This is a genomic window from Janthinobacterium sp. 35 (assembly GCF_002754575.1).
GTDB classification, from domain to species: Bacteria; Pseudomonadota; Gammaproteobacteria; order Burkholderiales; family Burkholderiaceae_D; genus Janthinobacterium; species Janthinobacterium tructae.
Genome location: NZ_PEFN01000001.1, coordinates 2,993,488 through 3,018,165 on the forward strand (window position 1 = coordinate 2,993,488; position 24,678 = coordinate 3,018,165).

The window sequence follows — 24,678 nt, forward strand, 5'->3', positions numbered from 1 at the left end:
ATAGAGCAATTGCTCGTCAGAATGCTCAAACTGACTGCAGGACGACAGAATCCGCAGCAATGATCCGCGCCGGCAGGCTGCGCCGGCTCCCCCACGATTATTCGAGACAAGAGGCACAGGATGGAAAAAATTTGGCTGAAGTCATACCCTCCCGGCGTTCCCGCCGACATCGATCCTGATCAATATCGTTCGCTGGTGCATTTGCTGGAAGAGGCGTTTCAAAAATATGCGGACCGCAATGCCTATGTCTGTATGGACAAATTTCTCACCTATGCCGAGCTCGACACCTATTCGCGCCAGCTCGGTGCCTGGCTGCAAAGCCGTGGCCTGAAGAAGGGCGCCCGGGTCGCCCTGATGATGCCGAACGTGCTGCAGTATCCGGTGGCGATCGCTGCCGTGCTGCGCGCCGGTTACACGGTGGTCAACGTCAACCCGCTGTACACGCCGCGCGAACTCGAGCACCAGCTCAATGATTCGGGCAGCGAAGCCATCATCGTGCTGGAAAACTTTGCCCATACGCTGGAACAAGTGTTGAGCAAGACGGCCGTCAAGCACATCGTCGTCGCCAGCATGGGCGAGATGCTGGGCGGTTTGAAGGGCATGCTCGTCAATTTTGTCGTGCGCAACGTCAAGAAGATGGTGCCCGCGTATTCCTTGCCGAACGCCATGCGTTTCAAGCAGGCGCTGGCGCTGGGCAGCCGCATGAAACTCACGCCCGTCGAGCTGAGCATCAACGACCCTGCTTTCCTGCAATACACGGGTGGCACGACGGGCGTGTCGAAAGGTGCGACCTTGAGCCACCGCAACGTGATCGCCAATGTGCTGCAGAGCGAAGCGTGGTCGGGCGCGGCGCTCGATCCGAACAGCCGCGAGCAGCTGATCATCGTTTGCGCCTTGCCGCTGTACCATATCTTTGCCCTGACGGCGTGCGCGATGTGGGGCACGCGCGTGGGTGCGCTGAATATCCTGATCCCGAATCCGCGCGATATCCCTGGGCTGATCAAGGAACTGGGCAAGTACAAGTTCAACCTGCTGCCGGCGGTCAATACGCTGTATAACGCGCTGGTGAATCACCCCGACTTTGCCAAGCTCGACTTCTCTGGCTTGAAGATCGCCAATGGCGGCGGCATGGCGGTGCAGCAAGCCGTCAATGACAAGTGGCTGCAGGCGACGGGCGTGTCCATCATCGAGGGTTATGGCCTGTCGGAAACGTCGCCCGTCGCCACGTGCAACCGCGCCGACAGCACGGTGTTTTCCGGCACCATCGGCTTGCCGATTCCGTCGACCGAGATCACGATTCTCGACGATGACGGCAAGGAAGTGCCGCTGGGGCAGACGGGCGAGATCGCCATCCGTGGCCCGCAAGTGATGACGGGCTACTGGAACCGTCCCGATGAAACGGCCAAGGTCATGACGGCCGACGGCTATTTCAAGTCCGGCGACGTTGGCATCATGGATGAGCGCGGCTACGTGAAGATTGTGGACCGCAAGAAAGACATGATTCTCGTCTCCGGCTTCAACGTGTATCCGAACGAAGTCGAAGCCGTTATCGCAGCCCATCCGGGCGTGCTCGAGTGCGCCTGCGTGGGCGTGCCCGACGAGCATTCGGGCGAAGCCGTGAAAGTGTTTGTGGTACGCAAGGACCCGAACCTGACCCAGGCCGTGCTGGCCGCGTATTGCAAGGAACAATTCACGGGTTACAAGCGGCCGAAATACATCGAGTTCCGCGATGAACTGCCGAAAACCAACGTCGGCAAGATTTTGCGTCGCGCCCTGCGTGACGAGAAAAAGATAGCAGCATAAACAATGTGGATGCGCCAGGAGGCGCATCCCTTTTACAGATAAAGATGAGGCGAGATGGACAAGATTTGGTTGAAGTCATACCCGGACGGCGTTCCCGCAGAGATAGATTGCACGCAATACCGTTCCGTAACACATTTGCTGGAAGAGTCGTTCCAGAAATATGCGGACCGCAACGCCTTCGTGTGCATGGATAAATTCATGACCTATCGCGAGCTCGATCAACTGTCGCGGCAGATGGGTGCCTGGCTGCAAAGCAAGGGCCTGCAACGCGGTGCGCGCGTGGCGATCATGCTGCCGAACGTGCTGCAATATCCGGTGGCCATGGCGGCGATTTTGCGCGCCGGCTATACGGTGGTGAACGTCAACCCGCTGTACACGCCCCGTGAATTGCAGCACCAGCTGATCGATTCGGGCAGTGAAGCGATCATCGTGCTGGAAAACTTCGCCACCACGGTGGAGCAGGTGTTGCCGCATACCCAGGTCAAGCATGTGATCGTGGCCACCATGGGCGACTTGCTGGGCGGACTGAAAGGCACCATCGTCAACTTCGTCGTGCGCAAGATCAAAAAAATGGTGCCCGCGTTTTCCTTGCCGGGCGCCATCAGTTTCAACAAGATGCTGGCCGAAGGTGCGCGTCTGACCTTGCAGCCGGTGCAGCAGGGGCATGACGATATCGTCTTCCTGCAATACACGGGTGGCACGACGGGCGTCTCAAAAGGCGCGATGCTGTTGCACCGTAACGTGATCGCCAACGTATTGCAAAACGAGGCGTGGATGTCGCCCGTGATGACGCCTGAAATGCGCGCCACCTCGATGGGCTTCATGTGCGCCTTGCCCCTGTATCACATCTATTCGCTGACGGTCAGTGCCCTGATGGGCATGCGCCTGGGCGGCATGAGCGTACTGATCCCCAACCCGCGCGACATCCCCGGTTTCGTCAAGGAATTGGCCAAGCACAAGATCGTCGTCTTTCCGGCCGTCAATACCCTGTACAACGCGCTGCTGAACAATGCCGAGTTTGCCAAGCTCGATTTCTCCAGCTACAAGGTGTGCAATGGCGGCGGCATGGCCCTGCAGCGCAACGTGGCCGAACGCTGGCTGAAACTGACGGGCTGCCCGCTGATCGAAGGCTATGGCATGTCGGAAACATCGCCCGTGGTGACGGGCAACCGCGTCGACATCACGGAATTCACGGGTACCATCGGCTTGCCATTCCCGTCGACGGAAGTGGCGATCTTGAACGATGACGGCGTGGAAGTGCCGCTGGGCGAACCGGGCGAGATCGCCGTGCGCGGCCCGCAAGTGATGGCCGGCTACTGGCAGCGTCCGGATGAAACGGCCAAGTCGATGACGGCCGACGGCTACTTCAAGACGGGCGACGTGGGTGTCATGGACGAGCGCGGCTACGTGAAGATCGTGGACCGCAAGAAAGACATGATCATCGTCTCCGGCTTCAACGTGTATCCGAATGAAGTGGAAGACGTGGTTTCATCGTGCCCGGGCGTGCTGGAATGCGCGTGCATCGGCGTGCCGGACGCCAACGCGGGCGAAGCCGTGAAAGTGTTTGTTGTGCGCAAGGATCCGAACCTGACGGTGGAACAGATCCGCGAGCATTGCAAGCATGAATTGACGGCCTACAAGAAACCGAAATACATCGAGTTCCGCGATGAATTGCCGAAAACCAACGTCGGCAAGATCTTGCGCCGTCAATTGCGCGACGAGAAGAAGGTAGCTTAGTTCGCCGCCATGGCTGTGTCCGCCGCCAGGTTCCGCCCTGGGCGGGCGGGCAAGCCGAAGCAGGGGCGCAGCCAGTTCACCTTGCTGATCAGCAGCGAGGTTCCCAGCCAGCAGGTCGCCAGCGTGCCAGCCAATATCAGCAGCGGTTCGAGCACGGGGCCCAGCTTCAGGGGCACCAGCCAGTAGGCCAGCAGCACGATCGCGCTCTGGTGCAGTATGTACCAGGGAAAGACGGCCTGGCGCGCCCAAGGCAGCCAGGAAAAGGGGCGGTTCAATAACGTATGCGACCAGCCCAGGATGGCGCAGATGGCCAGCCACATGTACAGGTTGCGCATGGGCCAGGAGCCGGCCGAGGCCCAGGTCAGCAGGTTTTCCGAATACATCTGGTCAAATACCATGTACACGGCAAACGCGCCCAGACCCAGCCATAGCGTCTGCCAGCGCAGGCGCGTCAGTTCTGCCCACAATCCCTTGTCATTACCCAGCCACCAGCCATACACGAACATGGTGAAATAGATGCTGTGCGCATACCAGTCGTGCACCACCGCATGGGTTTCCGGATAGCGCATTTTCAGGAACACCGTGGCGGCAAGGGTGGGTAGCGCCGGCAAGACCAGCAAGCGCCAGCCGCGCAAGTGCTGGAACAGGGGGCGCAGCGCCGCCAGCAGCGGCTGCAGCGCCACCAGCACGATGATGTACAGCAGCAAGTACACCAGATACCACAAGTGATTCCACGTAAAACCATATTGCCAGCCTGCGAAGGCGCCGGCCGGCCAGGCATGGCCGCCAAAGTAATGCAGCAGGAACTGTCCATAGCCGGGTTCGACCAGGCCGTTGCTGACCCCTTCGCAATACGGCTGGAGGGGAATGATGATGGCCATGCCGAACAGCAGCGGCAGCAGCAAGCGCTTGATCCTGCGCCAGAGGAAGGCCCCGCGTGAGGTCTGCGTCATCATGGCGCACGACACGCCGGAGATGAGAAAGACGATTTCCATGCGCCAGCGGTTAATGAAGACCAGCGGCATGTTCAAGGCATCCGTGGTGTAGCTGCTGTGCATGTGAAAGTTCCATCCATCCATGTACAGCAAGGCAGTGTGATAGACAATCAGCAAGCTGAAGACGAGAAAGCGCAAGGCGTCGATATCGTGGCGGCGGGTGTGATGGCTCATGATCGGTGGGCAAATGGTGAAGGAAGCCCCAGCATAGGCAGCGGCGGGGCTGGCAGCCAGCGCGAAGTGACCAGCGGACGGCTGGCTGGGACGAATGGATCGCCTGGGATGGGTGTGGGACGTTACAATCGTGCAACTAATTTACCTACTGAAGTCATGCGCGTCTCTTCCACCGACATGTTGCAACGTTATCAACGCTGGCGCCGCGTGGCCGAGCCGGGATTCTGGATCGTGCTGACTCTGCTGCAGGCCAGCGTCAACAGCTGGCTGGCCTGGCTTGACCTGCGGCGCGCCGGGCTCGCTACGCCATACTGGGAAGTGGCCGTGTGGGAGTGGAGCAGCAATCTGGTGCTGCTGGCGCTGGTGCCCGTGGTCGTGCTGGCGGGACAGTACCGGCCGCTACACCTGGTGTTCCAGCGCCAGAACCTGCGCTGGCACCTGGCTGCGTCGGTCGTCTACAGCCTGGTGCATGTGGCGGCCATGGTGGCCTTGCGCAAAATTGCCTATTGGAGCCAGGGCAGCCACTATGATTTTGGCGACTGGTGGCGCGAGTTGCCGTATGAATACCTGAAAGATGTGCGTGCTTACTTCCTCGTCTTGTTGGCGGTGGGGTTTTACCAGTTGCTGCTGATGCGCTGGCAAGGCGAGGCGACACTGCTAGGCGAACCCGATGAAGGCCCAGCCGTGGAGCCGGTGCAGCAGCCGGAACGCTTCCTGGTACGCAAGCTGGGTAAGGATTTTCTGTTGCCGGCTGCCGATATCGAGTGGATACAGGCCTGGGGCAATTATGTGAACCTGCACGTGCGCGGCCACGATTATCCGCTGCGCTCGACCATGGCCGCCATCGAGCGCCGCCTCGACGGCAAGCGCTTTGTGCGCGTGCACCGCAGCTATATCGTCAACCTTGATTTCGTACAGAGCATCGTGCCGCTGGAATCGGGCGATGCGCGTGCCGTGCTATCCACGGGCGGGGAGGTACCTGTCAGCCGGCGCTACCGCGATGCCTTGAAAAGTACCTGCTAAGTGGGCTGCAGGCCCGCCTTGCCGTCCTGGACGGTAAAGCGGGCCAGTGTCGCGATGGTAGAAGTGCTGTCGCGCACATTCTCCAGGCCCTGGAACAGGGTCGTCGTTTTCTTTGGCGTGATTTCCATCAACATATAGCCGCGCTTGTCGCTGCGTCCGTAGCGGATGTGCGGGTTCATCGCCACATACTGCTCGGTGCGCGCCTGCGGGCGGGAGCTCGACGTGATGGACGTGCCGCAAAACTCGGTCGCCAGCACGGGATTATCCTTGCCGGTGGGGCGCATGGCGTTGCGGCTCAGTTCCGTCGCATAAAAGGTATGTACGTCGCCGGACAGCACCAGCGGGTTGCTGGCCTTGCTGCTGCGCAAGGCGTCGAGCAGGTGCTGGCGCGCCAGCGGATAGCCATCCCAGCCATCGGTCCAGATGCGCTCGTCGCCGGGGCGCAGGATGGGCACCTGGCTCGATTGCGCCATCAGCGTTTGCTGGGCCAGGATATTCCAGCGCGCCGGAGACGTATCGAGACCGGTTTGCAGCCAGCGCTGCTGCTCCTCGCCCAGCATGCTGCGGCCGGGTTTGCGCAAGTCGGGGCAGTTGCGCGTGGTGACGGAATTGGAGCCACCGCGGCCCGGCCTGGCGCACGCGTGGTAGGCGCGGTATTGCCGGTCGTCCAGTACGTGGAAGCGCGCCAGGCGGCCCCAGTCATAGCGCTGGTAGATGCGCATGTCGACGAAGCCGCGTCGCCCCAGCGGTAGCAACCGCAGCGGCATGTGTTCATAAAATGCCTGGTAGGCGGCCGCGCGGCGCTGCAAAAAGGTGGGTGTGAGCAATTCGTCGCGGTCGTTGCCGTAATCGTTGGCCACTTCATGGTCATCCCAGGTGACGATCCACGGCGCGGCCAGGTGCGCGCCCTGCAAATCCTGGTCGCTCTTGTATTGCGCATAGCGGGCGCGGTACTCGTCCAGGCTAAAGCTTTCGTGCGTGCGCATGGCCCGGCTCGGGTGCTGCAGCTGGTACGGTCCCCACTCATAAATGTAATCACCGAGAAAGGCCACCAGGTCGGGCGCGGCCGCCGCGATGTGCCGGTGCGCCGCATACGCGCCGAATTCCCAGTGCTGGCACGAAGCGACGGCCAGTTTCAGCGAGGCAGGCATGGCGCCGGGCTCGGGCGCCGTGCGCGTGCGGCCCACGGGACTGACGGCGTCGCCAAAGATAAAACGGTACCAGTACCATCGCCCGGGCGCCAGGCCCGCCACATCGACGTGCACGCTGTGTGCGAGGGCGGGCGTGGCCGTGGTTTGCCCCTTGGCGACGATGCGCCGAAAACCTTCATCGGCGGCCACTTCCCAGCGCACATTCAGGGCGATGGCGGGCGTGGTGTCTGCCTGCAGCGGGTCGTAACAGATGCGTGTCCACAGCACGACGGCGTCCGGCAAGGGCGAGCCGGAGGCGACACCGAGCGCAAACGGATAGCCGTTGCCGTTCAGGCGCGTGGCGGCGCTCGCGCTGGAACCCGACAGCACGCTGCCGGCGGCGGCCAGCGAGACGATGCGCGCAGCCCTCTGCAGGAAGATGCGGCGCTGGCTATCCATGCCGTCTGAAAATAAAACGTAGGATTATTGCGACAATAAGGTCTCGATCGGCGGCACCTTGCGCGGCTTGCGGTCGGAGTCCGTCGCCACATAGATCAGGGTCGCTTCCGTGACTTTCACGATGCACGCCTGCAGGCGGTTGCGCTCGGCATACACCTCGACATTGACGGTGATCGAGGTATTGCCAACCTTGACGATTTCGGCGTAGAAGGAGAGAAGATCGCCGACGAAGACAGGGTTTTTGAAGATGAAGGAATTGACGGCGATGGTGGCGACACGGCCGTTGGCGCGCCGCGTGGCCGGCAGGGAACCGGCGATATCGACTTGCGCCATGATCCAGCCGCCGAAGACGTCGCCGTACACATTGGCGTCGGATGGCGCGGGCATCATGCGCAATTCCGGCATTTTTCCGGCGGGCAAGCCGGAGGCGAGGCAGTTATCAGGACGGTCGGGGGAGGTGCTCATCTTTTATTCTCATGAAAGGCTACAATTGCCCCGATTGAACCATAAAAAGCCGACCTTCGCCATGCGCCGTTCCCAGACTCCCCCTCCGCCCCGCTCGCCAGCCTCCGCCAGCCACAGCGATTTCGCCACCATCAAGACCTTGCTGCCGTATCTATGGGTCTACAAATGGAGAGTATTGCTGGCGCTGCTATGCCTGGTGGGCGCCAAGCTGGCCAACGTGGGCGTGCCCCTGATCCTGAAAAAACTCGTCGACGCCATGACGATCACGGCGGCGCATCCGCAAGCGCTGCTGGTGTTACCGGTCGGCTTGCTGGTGGCGTATGGCTTGCTGCGCCTGTCGACCACCTTGTTTACGGAATTGCGCGAATTCCTGTTTGCCAGGGTCACGCAGCGGGCCGTGCGCACCATCGCGCTGCAAGTGTTCCGCCACCTGCATGCCTTGTCCTTGCGCTTTCACCTGAACCGCCAGACGGGCGGCATGACGCGCGATATCGAACGGGGCACGCGCAGTGTCGGCTCGCTCATTTCCTATACCTTGTTCAACATCTTGCCGACCCTGGTGGAAATCACCCTCGTGCTCGGCTATCTGGTCTTGCATTACGACATCTGGTTCAGCGTGATCACGGCGGTGGCGCTGGTGTCCTACATCGCGTTTACCGTCTTGGTGACGAACTGGCGCACGCATTTCCGCCGCACCATGAACGACCTCGATTCAAAAGCCAATACCAAGGCCATCGATTCGTTGATCAACTATGAAACCGTGAAATATTTCGGCAACGAGGATTACGAGGCGAAGCGCTACGACGAAGGCTTGCAGCGCTATGAATCGGCGGCCGTGAAATCGCAGACTTCATTGTCCCTGCTCAATACGGGCCAGTCCTTGATCATCGCCACGGCCGTCACCTTGATCCTGTGGCGCGCCACCGTGGGCGTGATCAACGGCAGCATGACCTTGGGCGACCTGGTGCTGGTGAACGCCTTCATGATCCAGCTGTATATCCCGCTCAATTTCCTGGGCGTCATCTACCGCGAAATCAAGCAAAGCCTGGCTGACATGGAGCGCCTGTTTTCCTTGTTGAACGAAAACCGCGAAATCGCCGATACGCCGGAGGCAAAACCGCTCGTCACGCGGGGCGCGGCCGTGCGCTTTGCGCATGTGAATTTCAGCTATGAAGCCAAGCGGCAAATCCTGTTCGACGTGGATTTCCAGATTCCGGCCGGCACCACCACCGCCGTGGTGGGCCACAGCGGCTCGGGCAAGTCGACCCTGTCGCGCTTGCTGTTCCGCTTCTACGAAGTCGATGGCGGCAGCATCACCATCGATGGCCAGGACTTGCGGGCAATCACACAGGATTCCCTGCGCGCCGCCATCGGCATCGTGCCGCAGGACACGGTGCTGTTCAACGACACCATCGAATACAACATCGCCTACGGCAAGCCGGGCGCCAGCAAGGACGCCATCGTGGCGGCGGCGAAAGCGGCGTCGATCCATGATTTTATTGAAAGCTTGCCAGATGGCTACAACTCCATGGTGGGCGAGCGGGGCTTGAAGCTGTCGGGCGGCGAAAAGCAGCGCGTGGCCATTGCCCGCACCTTGCTGAAGGACCCGGCCATCCTGATCTTCGACGAAGCGACGTCGGCGCTCGACTCCAAGGCCGAGCAGGCGATCCAGGCGCAATTGAAGGACATCGCCAAAAACCGCACCACCCTGGTGATTGCGCACCGGCTGTCGACGGTGGCCGACGCCCAGCAAATCCTGGTGCTCGACCATGGCCGCATCGTCGAGCGGGGCACGCATCCGCAATTGCTGGCCGCGAATGGCTTGTATGCGCAGATGTGGCAACGCCAGCAGGCGAATATGGATGATGAGGCGCAAGAGGAGGCGTTGGCGGGGCTGGCGCCGGCAAAATAAATCGGCGGGGGACAATCAGTAGGAAAAATGCTACAGCCGCGCTGATTCCGGCGCGCGTATAGCGCCTATTTGACGGCAATCGCAGAAAACGGCTGGTTCGGCGCTGAAAATGAAATAAAATTAATTCCATTGGTGGCGTTTGCACCACAGTTGTTTCGTCCGGCTTTGTATCCGGTTTGTCCGTCCAGGAGAATTTATGAAATTGACCAAAATCATCGCCACGCTGCTCAGCGTCGGCGTCATCAGCAGCATGTCGCCAGTCCAGGCTCAGGAATTGACCGGCACCTTGGCCAAGATCAAGAAAGCCGGTTCCGTCACCCTCGGCGTGCGCGACGGCTCCGTGCCCTTCTCCTATCTCGATGACAAGCAGCAATACCAGGGTTATTCGATCGACCTGTGCATGAAAGTCGTCACGGCCCTGCAAAAGCATCTGGGCCTGACCGAACTGAAAGTGGTGATGAGCCCCGTCACCTCGGCCAACCGCATCCCGCTGATGGCCAACGGTACCATCGACCTCGAATGCGGCTCGACCACGAACAACCTGGAGCGCCAGCAGCAGGTGGCATTCGCGCCCACCATGTTCGTCATCGGCAACCGCGTGCTGTCGAAAAAAACCTCGAACATCAAGACCCTGGAAGACTTGCGCGGCAAGACCCTGGTGGCCACGGCAGGCACCTCGACCATCAAGCAGATGACGATTTTGAACAAGGAAAAAAACCTGGGCATGACCATTGCCGTCGGCAAGGATCATCCTGAATCGTTCCTGATGCTGGAAACGGGCCGCGCGGTGGCCGAAGCCAACGACGACATCCTGCTGGCATCGCAAGTGGCCAACTCGAAAAACCCGAACGACTACGAAATCACCAAGGAAGCGCTGTCGGTCGAGCCGTACGGCATCATGCTGCGCAAGGGCGATCCAGCCTTCAAGAAAGTGGTCGACGAAGCGCTGATCCGCCTGTACAAGAGCGACGACATCAACCGCATTTACGCGAAATGGTTTACCTCGCCAATCCCGCCGAAAAACATCAACCTGAAATTCCCCATGCCGGCGCAATTGAAGGCCGTGTTTGCGAATCCGACCGACTCCGGTGACCCGGCCGCGTATGCGGCCGTGCCCGAAGCGCAGAAGACTTCGGACAAGCGGAAAAAGTAACAAGAGTGCGTAACAAATCGGGGGGCGCAAGCCTCCCGGTTTTATTTGCGGGGTAGGCGGCTGGCCGCTTTCCTCGAGCTGCATGGGAAGGATGATCATGAATTACAACTGGAATTGGCGCATCTTCTGGGAGATGTCCCCCGATGGCGTGGGCACGTATATGGATACCCTGTGGTCCGGCCTGGTGTGGACCCTGGCCACGGCCGGTGCGGCCTGGATCATGGCCTTGATCCTGGGCCTGGTGATCGGCACCGTCCGCACCCTGCCGAACAAATGGCTGGTGGGCCTGGCCAATGCGTATGTGGAATTGTTCCGCAACGTGCCGCTGCTGGTGCAGATGTTCCTGTGGTATTTCGTCATGCCGGAATTGCTGCCGCCGGACCTGGGCGCCTGGGTCAAGTCGCTGCCGAACGCGCCGTTCATCACGGCTGTGCTGTGCCTGGGATTCTTTACCTCCTCGCGCGTGGCCGTGCAGGTCACGACGGGTATCGAGGCGCTGCCGCGCGGGCAGAAACTGGCAGGCACGGCGCTGGGCCTGACCCTGCCGCAAACCTACCGTTTCATCTTGCTGCCGATGGCCGCGCGCGTCATCATGCCGCCGCTGACCAGCGAATTTTTGAACATCATCAAGAACAGCTCCGTGGCATTGACCATCGGCCTGATCGAACTGACGGCCAGTGCGCGCGCCATCCAGGAGTTTTCCTTCCAGGTGTTCGAGGCGTTTTCGGCTGCCACCATCATTTACGTCGTCGTCAATCTGCTGGTGGTGGTGCTGATGCACCTGATTGAGAAAAAGGTCGCCATCCCGGGCTTCATCGTCGCCGGCGCCAAGACGGGAGGACACTGACATGTTAGGTAACTTCGATTTCGATGTCATCTCCCGCTCGTGGGTTTACCTGTTCCAGACCGGCATGGTCTTCACCCTGAAACTGACGGCGCTGGCCATGGTGGGCGGCATCGTGCTGGGCACCCTGCTGGCGCTGATGCGCCTGTCCAGCAACCGCCTCATCTCGGGCGTGGCATCGAGCTACGTCAACCTGATACGCTCGATCCCGCTGGTGCTGGTGATCTTCTGGTTCTACTTCCTGGTGCCGTACATCGCCGCCTGGGTCATCGGTGCGAACGAACCCGTGAAAGTGGGCGCATTTTCTTCTGCGCTGATCACCTTCATCATGTTCGAGGCGGCCTACTATTGCGAGATCATGCGCAGTGGCATACAGTCGATTCCCCGCGGCCAGGTATGGGCCGGCCAGGCGCTGGGCATGAATTACCGGCAGACCATGGGCAGCATCGTGTTGCCGCAAGCGTTCCGCAACATGATCCCCGTGCTACTGACGCAGACCATCGTGCTGTTCCAGGACGTGTCGCTCGTGTACGTGCTGTCGATCCCCGATTTCGTCGGCGCCGCCTCGAAAATCGCGCAGCGCGATGGCCGCCTGGTGGAAATGTATGTGTTTGTCGCCGTCGTGTATTTCGTGTTGTGCTATGCCTTGTCGTTCCTGGTAAAACGCCTGCAGAAACGCGTCGCCATCATTCGCTAACCGTAAAAGAAAGAACAAGATGATCGAACTCAATAACGTCAGCAAATGGTATGGCCAGTTCCAGGTACTGACCGACTGCACCACCGAGGTCGCCAAGGGCGACGTGATGGTCATTTGCGGCCCGTCCGGCTCCGGCAAGTCGACCCTGATCAAGACCGTCAACGGCCTCGAACCGATACAGCAGGGGCAGATCATCGTCGACGGCATCAGCGTCAACGACCCGAAGACGAATTTGTCGAAACTGCGCGCGCGCATCGGCATGGTGTTCCAGAATTTCGAGCTGTTTCCGCACCTGTCCATCCGCGAAAACCTGACCATCGGCCAGATCAAGGTGCTCGGTCGCAGCGCCGACGAAGCCAATGCCAAGGGCTTGAAATACCTGGACCGCGTGGGCCTGCTGTCGCAGCAGGATAAATTCCCCGGCCAGCTGTCGGGCGGCCAGCAGCAGCGCGTGGCGATCGCCCGCGCGCTGTCGATGGACCCGATCGCCATGCTGTTCGACGAGCCCACTTCGGCGCTCGATCCGGAAATGATCAACGAGGTGCTCGACGTGATGGTGGGCCTGGCGCAGGAAGGCATGACGATGATGGTCGTCACGCATGAAATGGGCTTTGCCAGGCGCGTGGCCAACCGCATCGTCTTCATGGACCAGGGCAAGATCATCGAGGATTGCAGCAAGGATGACTTCTTCAACACCACGCGCTCGGACCGCGCGCGTGATTTCCTGGCAAAGATCATTCATTAGCCGATTGAGCCAGGTCCGCTACCGGCGGCCCTGATCGCACCTGCGTTTCTTCTGTCCGTCGCTGGAGATATGTCTCCAGCGACACATCTTGTCGTATCCCCATGTTAAATTAGTTGCATTGAAGAAATTTCAATGTGCGCGTCATGCCGCGCTACTTTTTTCATTTCATCTGAACGGGATCATTACATGTTTTCACCGCAAATCCATCTTCTTGAGGTACTGCCGGCCATCAGGCAATTGTTCCAGACTTATCAGCAGCCGCAAGAGTGGTTGGCCGGCGTGGAACAGCAAACGCGCCATTTCCTGGTGCGTGTACCTTTCGTGGGGGCGTTCAGTAGCGGAAAATCGAGCTTGTTGAATGCCTTGATGGGGGAAAGCTTGCTGTCGACGAATGTCGATCCGCAAACCTCGATTCCTGCGGAGCTCGCATACGGCAAGCCGGAACGTTTTACCTTATGTCTTCCTGATGACACAGTCAGGCCATTGGCGCGCAGCCAGGTATTGGAACTGCAAGCTGGCCAGGCACCGGCAGGCGCCTGGCTGGACTTGCATGTGGAATGCGATACCTTGGCTCGGCTGCCCCATTTGAAACTGGTCGACATGCCAGGCTGGGACTCGGGCAATGGCCAGCACGGACGCGCCATCGACGATTACGTCGAGCGCAGCCTGGCTTATTGCATCGTGGTCAGCGCGGAGGAGGGTGGTCTGCATGCAAGTATCCGTGCTGCCCTGGCGGAGTTGCAGCTGCACGACATGCCGGTGATCGCGGTCATCAGCAAGGCCGATAAAAAATCGCCTGACGATGTGCAGGAGGTGGCGCGCCAGGTGGCCCGGGAGATTGAGGGCATTTCTGGACGGGCACCTTTGCGGGTAGTGACAGTTTCTGCGCGCACGCATATGGTGCGCGAGCTCGATGATGCGCTGCAGGAACTCGAAGCGTTGGCCGAGCCATTGTTCCTGCATTCGGTCACCAGGCCCTTCGTTGCCCGCCTGCGCCCATTGGTCCAGTATCTGGATGTATTGCTCAATCGAGAAGATCTGGACCGGGAAAAAATCGTTCTCGAAAAGATGCGTGTTGCAGAGGAAATAAAACTGTTTGAAACGCGGCTGGGGCAAGAAACCGCACAGCTCGACGCCAGCTTGCCGGCCGTCCTGGAAGCCATCCTCCTGCATGTGCGCAATCGTTTGCACGAGCAGCTCGAGGCATGGACGGTTGCCGCATTGGGCGGTCGTGACGTGAGCGCGCAGATTGACCAGGCCATCCGTCTGGGCATGACCAGTGGCATCCAGGCCGAATTTGATGTGGTCATGCGCCGCTATTTTGACCGAGTCGGCGATTTTACGCCGGCTGTACTGGATATAGACCTGCGTATTCCTGGCGGTGCTTCGGTGGCGAAAGACAGCGATGCGGGCATTGATCGCGCGATGATACACATGGTGGCGGATCAAGCCATCGATTTGCTTGCCAGCCGGTTTCCGGTTGCAAAAGTGCTCAAGCCCTTGTTGCTGGGTTTGATAGACATCTTGCAGCGGATCTTTGCCAATCGCGGCAAGGCTGAAGTTGCTCAAGCGCAGCGTCATGAGGAAATCCGCATGCATCTGCTCAACCAGGTCTTTCCGCAAATACAGCAGGCCGCGCGCACCGCCTTGCAAACGACGTTGCAGGCACATGTGCAGCAGGCCAAAGCCGGTATTGTTGCAGCAGCAGAACAGCAACTGGCCCAGCGCCAGGCAGCGCTGGCCAAGCTTGATGCCGACCTGGCGCAAGGCGATACGGCGTTCCAGCAGAAGCGCCGGCAGTATGAGATTGATCGCCACGCGGTCCAGTCCATTATCGACGCCTGCGAGCAGCCATGAGCGTGCTGTTGTCTCCGGACGAGATCGAAGCGCGATATCGTCTGTTATGCCGCGTCACCGCTGGTGAGCCAGCCGCCGCAGGCGCGGCCGCCATCAATGACGAGTTCGATGCGCTGCAGCAGCTTGTCCGGTACGATTTGATGGAACTGGCGCGGCATGGCGCGCCGGCTGATTTCAGCCAGATCGTCGCGGCACTGGAAGAAGGCTTGGGACAGTTGCAACAATTGTGCAGCTTTCCCATGCTGACCGGGAAAAAGACCGTCGGCGTCGGTGGTGCGTTCAGCGCCGGCAAATCCAGCCTGATCAACGCCCTGCTTGGCCAGCAATTGCTGGCCGTCGAGGTCGACCCGACCACCGCGCTGCCGACCTATCTGTTGCGACATCAGCAAAGCGTGATTCTTGGGCTCAATCGCCTGTTGCAGAAGGTCGAACTGAGCAAGTCCGAGTTTCTCAGCCTGACGCATGGTGAGCAGGAAGCGTACGGCAGCAATGCAGGGGCGATGTTGCAAAGCGCCCTGTATGCGCTACCGGAATTTCCATGGCCTGCGCTGGCCCTGATCGACGTGCCTGGCTATTCCAAACCCGATGGCAACGTCCTCAAGGCGCGTACCGATGCCAGGATCGCCCACGCACAACTGAGTGCGGTGCAGGCCGTGATCTGGGTCGTGTCGGTCGAAGCTGGCGGCATCTCGGAACAAGACCTGGTGTTCCTGGCGTCGCTGCCCCGTGAGATGGCATGCCTGATTGTCGTCAGCCGTGCCGACAAGCGCGACCCGCAGTCCGTGGCGGCGGTCGTGAAGGGTATTGGCGAGGCCGTATCGGCACGCGGCATTGCGGTGCTCGCCGTGGTGCCTGTGTCCACGCGAGACAGTCAGGCTTATCCCTTGTCAGCCGTGCGCGAACAATTGCAGCTCTGGAATGATGAGCTGCCGGCAATAGGTCCTGCCGAGCGCTTCAAAAGCCAGTTTTTTCGTTATGAGCGTTACCTTGCGCATGAAGCACAGCAGCGCCGCCGCCAGCTGGGCCTGATGAAGCGGATACTGGCTTTGTCCACCGAGGTGGAAGCGCAGCACGATGCCGGCGAGCTGCTTGCCGAGATGCAGCTCGCGCTGGAATGGGCGCTCAGGCAGGCGGCGGACCTGCAGGCGTTCCAGCAGCGCTTCTTTGCTCACTTGCATACGCTGGTGCAGGCCAGCGGCATGGCGGTGCCGGCCGGTGCCGGTGCGGGACAGGGCTGCCTTCCCCCGCTCGACTTGCTGTCGCTGTTGCGTGCATTGCATGCACCGGGCCATGCATCGCAAGTGCATCGCCGCCATCTTGCCTTGCTCAGCCGTCCGGCTGACGCGACACGGCGGCCGTCGCTGTTGCGGCGTACATCGCAGCGCTACCTGCCACTGCTGCAGCCTTACTCGGCGGCTGCTGAAGCCAGCAATGCCGCGCGCTTGCTGCACCAGGGAAGCCGCCCGGCCACCGTGCGCATCCTGTCTTTTTAATACGTTACACCCTCAGGAAAAATCATGAATTCCCATCATTTTGACTTGCCGCGATTGCTGCGCGATACCGATGCCCTCAAAGTAGAAATGTTTCCCTTGCCGCCGCATTTTGCAATTGCCTGCGATGAATATACGCGCTTGTGCCATGCCAGCGCCGTGGCCGCGACGCTGTTGGCCGATCAACCCATCAGCGAGATGGCAGGCCGCTTGTTCGACATGTTGCTGACCTCGCTGGGGCTGGCTGAGCGGCGAAATACCGTCTGGCAGATGGCCGCCGATCTGAACCGGGATAGCCTGCGCGAATTCTTGCAGGCGGTCCAGCAGCACCAACTGGCGTCCAGCTTCATGCTCGACGTCCTGGTCCTGTGCCGGCTGGACGGCCCGCTGTCGCAACCGCAGCTGACTTTGCTGTCAGAGCTGGCCGAATTGTTGCAGCTGCCCGAGGATGAATTGCTGGTGCTGACTTTCTGGGCCGCGAAAGTATTGGGCCTGCCGTTAGATACGGCGTTGCCTGAGAGCTGCTTGGTTTCCGTTTTTGTCACTATGTACAGCAGGCAAAAAAAGCATGTTTCCGGCGGATCTGGCAGCATGATTTTTCATGGGTTTGAGGTTGAAAAGCAATTTGCTCAACCCGGCGAAATGCTGGCCGAGGAGCAACTGATTTTGATCTCCAATGAGATTGCTCAAGGTGAAAAAATGCTTGTTCGAGAAGCGAGCAGCGGGCTGGCGGGCTACTTGCACAAAGTACTATTGAAAAAGGGTGACTTCTTGAAAGGCGGCGAGCTCGCTGCCTCATTCCTGCCTTTTCCGCCAGCCTATGCGGTGTGGCGCGAGGCCGTGGGGATACCCGCAGTCGCACCGTAAGGTGCCGCATCAGCATTCCCCCATACTTATCATCGCAGGAAGAATTGAATGAATCATCAATTGATGGATTTCGAGCGCCAGCTCAACGGCCTGTGCGCAGCGCTGGAAGCCTGGCGCAGCACGCATTTTCAGCACGAAATCAGTGCGCTTGGCGTGCAGCGCCAGGATTTCCTGACGCAAATGACACGCTTCGACCAGGCACGGCAGCATTTAAGCATCGGCATCATCGGCCAGGTCAAGGCGGGGAAAAGCAGCTTTCTGAATGCCTTGCTGTTTGATGGTCGCCCCGTGTTGCCCGAAGCTGCCACGCCGAAGACGGCCAACCTGACGCGCATCGCGCATGGCCCGGCGCCGGTGCTGACGGTGGAGTACTACAGCCCGCAGGAATGGGCCGGTATCGTTGACATGGCGGCAGGCGTGGCACAAGACGATGGCGCCAGGGTCGCGCGTGAACTGGTCAACATGGCCCGTGACAGAGGTGTCGATATCGCCGCCACCCTGGCCAAGGGCAGCGAGCGGCTGGTCGCCACGCATGCAGAACAGCTGCCGCTCAATGACTACGCAGGCGAGAACGGCCGCTATACGGCCCTGGTCAAGGCCACCAGCCTTGAACTGCCCATGGAGGAACTGCGCGGGCTTGATCTTGTCGACACGCCGGGCATGAATGATCCGGTGATCAGCCGCACGCAAAAGACCAAGGAATACATGGCGCAGTGCGACGTGGTGTTTTTCCTGTCCCGCTGCAGCCAGTTCCTGGATCAATCCGATACCGATCTGCTGCATCTGCAATTGCCAGGCAAAGGCGTCAAGCGCATCGTACTGGTCGCCGGGCAGTACGATTCCGTGCTGCTCGATGATGGTTATGACCGAAGCTCGCTCGCCGCCACCGAAGATAATATCAAGTCGCGGCTGTCGCGGCGTGCGGCGCAGGCGATGGACAAGCTTGCCAATGAACGCCAGGCGCAAGGCCGTGGTGAACTGGCGGCCATGCTCCATGGCCTGCGTGCGCCCGTCTTTGCCAGTACCTTTGCGCATGGCTTTGCCAGTTGGCCCGAGCATCGCTGGAACAAGAACATGCATCATGTGCATGGCCAGATGCAGGCGATGGCAAGGCAATGCTGGAATGGCGCAGTCATCAGCAACGAAGACTGGGCCCGGCTGGCCAACTTTGATGCGCTCAAGGCCGCATATGAGCAGGCACGGCTGGACAAGCACGACCTGCTGGAGCAGCAGCGCCAGGACGTCTTGCCGCGCGCACGGCGTGAACTCGGCCTGTGTTTGCGTGAATTGACGGATGCGGCGCAACGGCGCGCCCAGCAACTGCAAACAGGCGATCTTGCCACCCTGGAGCGCCAGCGCCAGGCCTGTGAGCACCGTATCGCCGATATCGTCACCTGCCTGACACAGGAAATTGACAAGCATACACAGGCCGCACGGCGCACCAGAGATACCATGCTGGCGCAATTGAAAGGCGCCATGGCCGACTTTTCCAACCTGAAAGAAAAATCGGGAACGGAAACCCATACCTCATCGCATGAAGTGAGCACCTCGCGCTGGTATAACCCCTTTTCCTGGGGCAATACCGAGACCGTTTATCGCAGCTATACCAGCAGCTATACATATATGGCTGCGGCCGATGCTGTGGAGCAAGTGTTGACGTATGGCCGCACCAGCGCCGCCGATATCGAGCACGCTTTCGCCCGCGTCGTCAACCGCGGGGAACTGCTGGCGGCCTTGCGCAGCGCATTGTTGCGCGCCCTCGATACCGATGATGCCGCTTTCGATCCAGGTCACTTTCGCCGGACCTTGCAAGCATCGATGGAGCGCCTGGTGTTACCCGAGCTGCAACTGGAGGTCAGCGGTATCGGTGCCGGTATCGGTAGCCGTTTCAAGGGTGAAATACGTGACCCCGAGCACATGGCGCGCTTGAGGGCGTCGCTGACCCAAGCCTTGCAGGATGTCTTCCAGGATATTGGTAGTGCTTTTGAGCTTGGCGTAGCGCAGTTGTGTCAGCAACTCGATGGCGTTCGTGCCTCGCTGGAGCAGCAAATGGTGGCGGATCTGCGGCAGGAGTTGTCGTCCTTGCAGCAGGCGTTTGCAGACAAGGAAAATGACCTCGCGATTGGCGCCAGGATTGCCGTGCTCGCGGCCGGCGTGCTTGCCACCCTTGAGACTCAAGCCTGACAATCAAGCGATCAGGCACCTGAAACTGCTTATCGCCCAGGCGGGTGACTGGCCTGCAAAGGCTGCCCCGCGGCTGGTAAAATGGCGTTATTCGCAATGACCGCCTGAGAGCAGCCGCCATGTCCACACTCGATCACACCCCAGCCGCCGTCCCATCCTCCATCACCATCACCCGTCCTGACGACTGGCATCTGCACCTGCGCGACGGCGCCGTCATGGCCAGCGTGCTGCCGCACAGCGCGCGCCAGTTCGGCCGCGCCATCGTCATGCCGAACCTGAAGCCGCCCGTCACCACCACGGCGGACGCCAGCGCCTACCGCGAGCGCATCCTGGCCGCCGTGCCCGAAGGCGTGAACTTCGATCCGCTGATGGTGCTGTACCTGACGAACAACACCTCGCCCGACGAAATCCGCCGCGCGCAGGACAGCGGCATCGTGCAAGCCGTCAAATTGTATCCGGCCGGCGCGACGACGAATTCCGACCTGGGCGTGACGGATTTGAAGAATTGCTACAAGGTGCTCGAAGTGATGCAGGAAGTGGGCATGCCCTTCCTCGTGCACGGCGAAGTGACGGACCCGGAAATCGACATCTTCGACCGCGAAGCCGTCTTCATCGAGCGCGTGATGCGTCCGCTGCGCAGCGCCTTCCCGGCCCTGTCCGTGGTGTTCGAACACATCACCACCAAGGATGCGGCGCAGTATGTGGCTGAAGCGGAAGGCCCGATCGCCGCCACCATCACGGCGCACCATCTGCTGTACAACCGCAACGAGATTTTCAAGGGCGGCATCCGTCCGCATTACTACTGCCTGCCCATCCTCAAGCGCGAAGAGCACCGCCTGGCGCTGATGACGGCCGCCGCCAGCGGCGACGAGCGTTTCTTCCTCGGCACCGACTCGGCGCCGCATGCGCAAGGCGCCAAGGAAATGGCTTGCGGCTGCGCCGGTTGCTACACGGCCCTGCACGCGATGGAAATGTATGCCGAAGCGTTCGAACGGGCCGGCGCGCTGGATAAACTGGAAGCGTTCGCCAGCTTCCACGGCCCGGCCTTCTACGGCGTGCCGCGCAACACGGACAGCATCACCCTGAAGCGTGAAAGCTGGACCTTGCCAGCCTCGCTGCCGCTGGGCGACAGCCATGTGATTCCGCTCAACGCGGGCGAGCAGATCAACTGGAAAATGGTCTAAGCGCTTCATGCTCCCATCGATAGACTGGACCCGCCCCTGGTTTGCCACGGTGCTGCCGGCGCGACGGCAGCTGGACCTGCAGCGCGACACGGTGATCGTCGCGCTGAACGGCCGGGCGCGGGCGCTGGACTTGCGCAATCCCACCGGCCTGCCGCTGGCCTTCGTGCCGCAAGCGGACTTGCCCGAAGGCGTGGCCTATGAAGAGTTCATCGGCGCGACGGGCGGCGTGCCCACGCGCGACAATCTGCACGATTTTTTCAACGCGCTCGTGTGGCTCACTTTCCCCCGCATCAAGCGGCAATTGAATGCGCTGCAGGCGGCGCAGATTGCCCTGTCCGGCGTCGGCAAGTCGCGCGGTCCGGCACGCGACGGCGCGACGATTTTCGATGAGAATTCCGCCTTGCTGGTGCTGCGCGACAGCGATGCCGGACGCGCGCTGGAAGCGGCGCTGCGCGGGCACGACTGGCGCAGCGCGTTCATTGCGCAGCGTGAGAAATTTGGCGCTGGCGGCGACGCCGATGTCTGGCTGTTCGGCCACGCGCTGATGGAAAAACTGGTGGCGCCGCGCAAGGCCATCACGGCGCACACGCGCGTGATCTTTGCCGGCGACGCCTACTTCGCACTCGATGATGCGGCACGCCGCGCCTGGCTCGACGAGCGCGTGGCGCAAGACCTGGCCCGTGATGGCTTGACGACAGCCGACTTCACGCCGCTACCCGTGCTCGGTTTACCCGGCTGGTGCGAGGGCCAGGACGACGATTTTTACAATGACGCGGCGGTGTTCCGCCCGAAGCGCAAGGCAGCAGGCGCAGAAAGAGATCAATAGCATGGAAAACACCGTCCGCTGGGGCATCCTCGGCACCGGCAAGATCGCCCGCGCGATGGCCCAGGGCTTGCGCGATGCGCCCGGCGCGCAACTGGTGGCGGTCGCTTCGCGCAGCGATGCCGGCGCACAGGCCTTTGGCGCCGAATTCGGCATCGAACGTTGCCACGGTTCCTACCAGGCGCTGGCCATGGACCCCGGCGTGGACGTGATCTACATCGCCACGCCGCACACCCTGCATGCGGAAAACGCTTTGCTGTGCCTGGCCGCAGGCAAGCACGTCGTGTGCGAAAAACCGTTCACCATGAACGCGCGCGAAGCGCAGGCCGTGGTCGATATGGCACGCGATAAAAAACTGTTTTTGATGGAAGCCATGTGGAGCCGCTTCCTGCCAGCCGTGCAGGAAGCGCAGCGCATCATCGCCAGCGGCGAAATCGGCGTGCTGCAGCAGGTGCAGGCCGATATCGGCTTTGTCGCCGATTTCCCGCCCGAGCACCGCATGTTCAACCCCGAACTGGGCGGCGGCGCGCTGCTCGACGTGGGCATCTATCCGCTGTCGATGGCGGCGTTTTTCCTCGGCGCGGTATCGCAGGTGCAGGCGCTCGCTGAAATGGGCGCCACCGGCGTCGATGAGCAGGTCGTGTTTTCCCTGCTGCACGCGGGTGGTGGCACCTCGTCCTGCGCCTGCAGCCTGCGCGCGCAAACGCCGACGGAAATGACCATTTCCGGCAGCCTGGGGCGGATTCGCCTGCCCAACCGTTTTTACAAACCCGATCATCTGATCGTCGAAACGATGGATGGCGCACGCCGCGTCGTCGCCATGCCCCACCTGGGCAATGGCTACGCGCATGAGGCCATCGAAGCGATGCGATGCATCCGCGCCGGCCTGCTGGAAAGCCCCGTCATGCCGCACGCGGACAGCGTGGCCCTGATGCACAACCTTGACACCATGCGTGGCCAGATCGGCCTCGTCTACCAAGCCGACCAGGCGTAATCAGGAACCCCATGACATTGCCCTCATCGCGTCCCAGCCTGAAAACCGTCCTCATCGCCAGCGGCGTCGTGCTGACCCTGGCGATGGGTGTGCGCCATGGGCTGGGCTTCTGGATGCAGCCGATCTCGCAAGCGAATGGCTGGACGCGCGAAACGTATTCGCTGGCGCTGGCCATGCAAAACCTGATGTGGGGCGTCTTCGGTCCGTTCGCCGGCATGGCGGCCGACCGATTCGGCACCATGCGCGTCGTCATCGTCGGCGCCATCAGCTACATGGCGGGCCTGGTGTGGATGGCGCTCGTGACGCAGCCCACCCTGTTCATTGTCGGCTCCGGCATCTTCATCGGCCTGGCGCTGGCCTGCACTGCCTTTGGCGCCATCAGCGGCATCATCGGGCGCAGCGCGCCGCCCGAGCAGCGCTCGTGGGCCTTCGGCATTTCGTCGGCGGCCGGCTCGTTCGGCCAGTTCCTGATGATGCCGGTGGAGCAGCAGCTGATTTCCGCCGTGGGCTGGCAAAACGCCTTTTATGTGCTGGCTGCGCTGGTGCTGCTGGCCATGATCCCGATGGCCTTCTACCTGCGCGAGCCGCCCGTGACGCACGCCAGCGGCCCGCAGCAAAGCGTGGGCGCGGCCTTCAGCGAAGCCATCGCCAGCCGCTCGTTCTGGCTGCTGCTGGCAGGGTATTTTGTCTGTGGTTTCCAGCTGGTTTTCATCGGTGTGCATTTACCGGCCTACCTGAAGGACCAGGGCCTGATGAATCCGAACATCGCCGTCACGGCGCTGGCGCTGATCGGCCTGTTCAATATCGTCGGCTCCTATTACGCGGGCAAACTCGGTGGCAAGATCGCCAAGCGCTATCTGCTGTCGGCCATCTACGTGACGCGCGCCGTGGTCATCACCGTGTTCCTGCTGGCGCCATTGTCGGCGTGGTCGGTGTACCTGTTTGCCGCCGGCATGGGCGTGCTGTGGCTGTCGACGGTGCCGCTGACGAACGGCATCATCGCCGGCATCTTCGGCGTCAAGCACCTGTCGATGCTGGCCGGGATGGTGTTCTTCTCGCACCAGGTGGGCAGTTTCCTGGGCGCGTGGCTGGGCGGCTATCTGTACGAGCACCAGGGCAGTTACCACATCGTCTGGATGATCACCATCGGCCTGGGCTTGCTGGCCGCGCTGATCAACCTGCCCATCGACGAGCGCGCCGTCAAGCGCGTGGCGGTGGCCGCGTAGTGGCCAGCTGGCGCACATGGCTGTGGCGCCTGGCTGGCGCCGCGCTGCTGGCCGTCGTCTTCCTGGCCTATCTGCGGCCGGACTTCATGCTCGACCTGGCGAACCGCTTCTGGATGTGCATGTAGGCTGCGCGGGCGCAAGGTAGTTTGCGAAAAGTCGGATTACGCTGGAAGTCGGATTACGCTGGAAGTCGGATTACGCTACGCTAATCCGACCTACCCGACCTACCCGACCTGCCGTCAGCGTATTTGCGTAGGTCGGATTAGGCCGCAGGCCGTAATCCGACAACATCGGGAAATAAGCAATATCGATGGCGCTTAGGCCGCAGGCCGTAATCCGACAACACCCGAAATCATGCGATACCGACGCGCATACCAGCCAGGCGGCAGCTTTTTCTTCACGGTGGTGACTGCCCGTCGCCGGCCCGTTTTTGCTACCGCCACTGCCGTGGACGTGCTGCGGGATGCTTTTCGCGCCGTGCGCCAGAAACGGCCATTCGACATCGAGGCCATTGTCATCCTGCCCGATCACCTGCACTGCATCTGGACCTTGCCTGCCGTCGATACCGATTTCATGACGCGCTGGCGCTTGATCAAGATATGGTTCAGCAAGCATGCAGGATTGAAAGACGTTTGGCAGCATCGCTACTGGGAGCATGTGCTACGCGACGAACGCGACTTGATAAATCATGTCGATTACATCCAATACAACCCTGTCAAACATGGTTTAGTGGGCAAAGTTATCGATTGGCCGTATTCCAGTTTTCACAGGTATGTCAAGCACGGCTTGTGTGCAGAGGATTGGGGTGGGGACGGTGTGGCGATTGAGGGTGTTGGACGGGAGTGAATGTTGTCGGATTACGTCAGAAGTCGGATTACGCTACGCTAATCCGACCTACCCGACCTACCCGACTTGC

21 protein-coding genes are annotated in these 24,678 nt (G+C 60.8%); 18 read left to right on the forward strand and 3 right to left on the reverse strand.

Going from position 1 to position 24,678, the window contains the following annotated elements; all coding sequences use genetic code 11:
- The first annotated feature begins 120 nt into the window (after positions 1–120).
- Together CLU93_RS13330 and CLU93_RS13335 are read left to right on the forward strand one after the other, a co-directional pair.
- Positions 121–1,803, forward strand: coding sequence for a long-chain fatty acid--CoA ligase (locus CLU93_RS13330; protein WP_099761838.1), 1,683 nt, complete (start codon positions 121–123; stop codon positions 1,801–1,803).
- A 54-nt stretch (positions 1,804–1,857) separates the two neighbouring features.
- Positions 1,858–3,540 (forward strand): long-chain fatty acid--CoA ligase, encoded by a 1,683-nt coding sequence (locus tag CLU93_RS13335; RefSeq protein WP_099761839.1) that lies wholly within the window; start codon positions 1,858–1,860, stop codon positions 3,538–3,540.
- Here CLU93_RS13335 and CLU93_RS13340 read toward each other — a convergent pair.
- Positions 3,537–4,709 (reverse strand): acyltransferase family protein, encoded by a 1,173-nt coding sequence (locus tag CLU93_RS13340; protein ID WP_099761840.1) that lies wholly within the window; start codon positions 4,707–4,709, stop codon positions 3,537–3,539. The two genes, CLU93_RS13335 and CLU93_RS13340, sit on opposite strands and share 4 nt — an antisense overlap.
- A gap of 156 nt (positions 4,710–4,865) precedes the next feature.
- Between CLU93_RS13340 and CLU93_RS13345 the strand changes: the two genes are divergently transcribed.
- The gene (locus tag CLU93_RS13345; RefSeq protein WP_099761841.1) at positions 4,866–5,732 is read left to right on the forward strand and encodes a LytTR family DNA-binding domain-containing protein; all 867 of its coding nucleotides are present in this window, start codon (positions 4,866–4,868) and stop codon (positions 5,730–5,732) included.
- On the opposite strand, the gene CLU93_RS13350 is transcribed toward CLU93_RS13345, so the two are convergent.
- Positions 5,729–7,321 (reverse strand): alkaline phosphatase D family protein, encoded by a 1,593-nt coding sequence (locus tag CLU93_RS13350; protein WP_099761842.1) that lies wholly within the window; start codon positions 7,319–7,321, stop codon positions 5,729–5,731. The genes CLU93_RS13345 and CLU93_RS13350 overlap by 4 nt on opposite strands.
- A gap of 24 nt (positions 7,322–7,345) precedes the next feature.
- Positions 7,346–7,711 carry an acyl-CoA thioesterase gene (locus CLU93_RS13355; RefSeq protein ID WP_243420446.1) on the reverse strand — a complete coding sequence of 122 codons (366 nt, stop codon included), beginning with the start codon at positions 7,709–7,711 and terminating at the stop codon, positions 7,346–7,348.
- 136 nt (positions 7,712–7,847) lie between these two features.
- Between CLU93_RS13355 and CLU93_RS13360 the strand changes: the two genes are divergently transcribed.
- From CLU93_RS13360 to CLU93_RS13425, 15 genes are all read left to right on the forward strand, one after another.
- On the forward strand, positions 7,848–9,698 hold the full coding sequence (locus CLU93_RS13360; protein WP_099764373.1) for an ABCB family ABC transporter ATP-binding protein/permease: 1,851 nt from the start codon (positions 7,848–7,850) through the stop codon (positions 9,696–9,698).
- A gap of 196 nt (positions 9,699–9,894) precedes the next feature.
- Entirely contained in the window at positions 9,895–10,851 is a 957-nt protein-coding gene (locus CLU93_RS13365) for an amino acid ABC transporter substrate-binding protein (RefSeq protein WP_099761844.1), read from the forward strand.
- Between the two features lie 97 nt (positions 10,852–10,948).
- Positions 10,949–11,698 carry an amino acid ABC transporter permease gene (locus tag CLU93_RS13370; RefSeq protein ID WP_099764374.1) on the forward strand — a complete coding sequence of 250 codons (750 nt, stop codon included), beginning with the start codon at positions 10,949–10,951 and terminating at the stop codon, positions 11,696–11,698.
- Position 11,699: 1 nt separating this feature from the next.
- A complete protein-coding gene (locus CLU93_RS13375) occupies positions 11,700–12,392 on the forward strand; it encodes an amino acid ABC transporter permease (protein WP_099761845.1) in 693 nt (230 codons plus the stop codon).
- Between the two features lie 19 nt (positions 12,393–12,411).
- Positions 12,412–13,137 (forward strand): amino acid ABC transporter ATP-binding protein, encoded by a 726-nt coding sequence (locus CLU93_RS13380; protein ID WP_099761846.1) that lies wholly within the window; start codon positions 12,412–12,414, stop codon positions 13,135–13,137.
- A 186-nt stretch (positions 13,138–13,323) separates the two neighbouring features.
- The gene (locus tag CLU93_RS13385) at positions 13,324–14,994 is read left to right on the forward strand and encodes a dynamin family protein (protein ID WP_180287848.1); all 1,671 of its coding nucleotides are present in this window, start codon (positions 13,324–13,326) and stop codon (positions 14,992–14,994) included.
- Entirely contained in the window at positions 14,991–16,487 is a 1,497-nt protein-coding gene (locus tag CLU93_RS13390) for a dynamin family protein (protein ID WP_099761848.1), read from the forward strand. The genes CLU93_RS13385 and CLU93_RS13390 overlap by 4 nt, the downstream gene beginning before the upstream one ends.
- Before the next feature lie 24 nt (positions 16,488–16,511).
- Positions 16,512–17,351: a hypothetical protein gene (locus CLU93_RS13395; protein WP_099761849.1), complete on the forward strand. Its 840-nt coding sequence runs from the start codon at positions 16,512–16,514 to the stop codon at positions 17,349–17,351.
- Between the two features lie 48 nt (positions 17,352–17,399).
- On the forward strand, positions 17,400–19,535 hold the full coding sequence (locus CLU93_RS13400; RefSeq protein WP_099761850.1) for a dynamin family protein: 2,136 nt from the start codon (positions 17,400–17,402) through the stop codon (positions 19,533–19,535).
- A gap of 119 nt (positions 19,536–19,654) precedes the next feature.
- A complete protein-coding gene (gene pyrC / locus CLU93_RS13405) occupies positions 19,655–20,719 on the forward strand; it encodes a dihydroorotase (protein ID WP_099761851.1) in 1,065 nt (354 codons plus the stop codon).
- Positions 20,720–20,726: 7 nt separating this feature from the next.
- Positions 20,727–21,545 carry a DUF3025 domain-containing protein gene (locus tag CLU93_RS13410; protein ID WP_099761852.1) on the forward strand — a complete coding sequence of 273 codons (819 nt, stop codon included), beginning with the start codon at positions 20,727–20,729 and terminating at the stop codon, positions 21,543–21,545.
- A 1-nt stretch (position 21,546) separates the two neighbouring features.
- Positions 21,547–22,536 carry a Gfo/Idh/MocA family protein gene (locus CLU93_RS13415; protein ID WP_099761853.1) on the forward strand — a complete coding sequence of 330 codons (990 nt, stop codon included), beginning with the start codon at positions 21,547–21,549 and terminating at the stop codon, positions 22,534–22,536.
- Positions 22,537–22,547: 11 nt separating this feature from the next.
- A complete protein-coding gene (locus tag CLU93_RS13420) occupies positions 22,548–23,762 on the forward strand; it encodes an MFS transporter (protein WP_099761854.1) in 1,215 nt (404 codons plus the stop codon).
- On the forward strand, positions 23,762–23,887 hold the full coding sequence (locus CLU93_RS28580) for a hypothetical protein (RefSeq protein WP_257224955.1): 126 nt from the start codon (positions 23,762–23,764) through the stop codon (positions 23,885–23,887). Before CLU93_RS13420 ends, CLU93_RS28580 begins: the two co-directional genes overlap by 1 nt.
- Before the next feature lie 229 nt (positions 23,888–24,116).
- On the forward strand, positions 24,117–24,608 hold the full coding sequence (locus CLU93_RS13425; RefSeq protein WP_099761855.1) for an REP-associated tyrosine transposase: 492 nt from the start codon (positions 24,117–24,119) through the stop codon (positions 24,606–24,608).
- Positions 24,609–24,678 lie beyond the last annotated feature (70 nt).

Bases quoted from the DNA above. Each gene is read 5' to 3' on its own strand.
- CLU93_RS13330 (WP_099761838.1), top strand. From the start codon at position 121: ATGGAAAAAATTTGGCTGAAGTCATACCCTCCCGGCGTTCCCGCCGAC.
- CLU93_RS13335 (WP_099761839.1), top strand. From the start codon at position 1,858: ATGGACAAGATTTGGTTGAAGTCATACCCGGACGGCGTTCCCGCAGAG.
- CLU93_RS13340 (WP_099761840.1), bottom strand. From the start codon at position 4,709: ATGAGCCATCACACCCGCCGCCACGATATCGACGCCTTGCGCTTTCTC.
- CLU93_RS13345 (WP_099761841.1), top strand. From the start codon at position 4,866: ATGCGCGTCTCTTCCACCGACATGTTGCAACGTTATCAACGCTGGCGC.
- CLU93_RS13350 (WP_099761842.1), bottom strand. From the start codon at position 7,321: ATGGATAGCCAGCGCCGCATCTTCCTGCAGAGGGCTGCGCGCATCGTC.
- CLU93_RS13355 (WP_243420446.1), bottom strand. From the start codon at position 7,711: ATGATGCCCGCGCCATCCGACGCCAATGTGTACGGCGACGTCTTCGGC.
- CLU93_RS13360 (WP_099764373.1), top strand. From the start codon at position 7,848: ATGCGCCGTTCCCAGACTCCCCCTCCGCCCCGCTCGCCAGCCTCCGCC.
- CLU93_RS13365 (WP_099761844.1), top strand. From the start codon at position 9,895: ATGAAATTGACCAAAATCATCGCCACGCTGCTCAGCGTCGGCGTCATC.
- CLU93_RS13370 (WP_099764374.1), top strand. From the start codon at position 10,949: ATGAATTACAACTGGAATTGGCGCATCTTCTGGGAGATGTCCCCCGAT.
- CLU93_RS13375 (WP_099761845.1), top strand. From the start codon at position 11,700: ATGTTAGGTAACTTCGATTTCGATGTCATCTCCCGCTCGTGGGTTTAC.
- CLU93_RS13380 (WP_099761846.1), top strand. From the start codon at position 12,412: ATGATCGAACTCAATAACGTCAGCAAATGGTATGGCCAGTTCCAGGTA.
- CLU93_RS13385 (WP_180287848.1), top strand. From the start codon at position 13,324: ATGTTTTCACCGCAAATCCATCTTCTTGAGGTACTGCCGGCCATCAGG.
- CLU93_RS13390 (WP_099761848.1), top strand. From the start codon at position 14,991: ATGAGCGTGCTGTTGTCTCCGGACGAGATCGAAGCGCGATATCGTCTG.
- CLU93_RS13395 (WP_099761849.1), top strand. From the start codon at position 16,512: ATGAATTCCCATCATTTTGACTTGCCGCGATTGCTGCGCGATACCGAT.
- CLU93_RS13400 (WP_099761850.1), top strand. From the start codon at position 17,400: ATGAATCATCAATTGATGGATTTCGAGCGCCAGCTCAACGGCCTGTGC.
- pyrC (WP_099761851.1), top strand. From the start codon at position 19,655: ATGTCCACACTCGATCACACCCCAGCCGCCGTCCCATCCTCCATCACC.
- CLU93_RS13410 (WP_099761852.1), top strand. From the start codon at position 20,727: ATGCTCCCATCGATAGACTGGACCCGCCCCTGGTTTGCCACGGTGCTG.
- CLU93_RS13415 (WP_099761853.1), top strand. From the start codon at position 21,547: ATGGAAAACACCGTCCGCTGGGGCATCCTCGGCACCGGCAAGATCGCC.
- CLU93_RS13420 (WP_099761854.1), top strand. From the start codon at position 22,548: ATGACATTGCCCTCATCGCGTCCCAGCCTGAAAACCGTCCTCATCGCC.
- CLU93_RS13425 (WP_099761855.1), top strand. From the start codon at position 24,117: ATGCGATACCGACGCGCATACCAGCCAGGCGGCAGCTTTTTCTTCACG.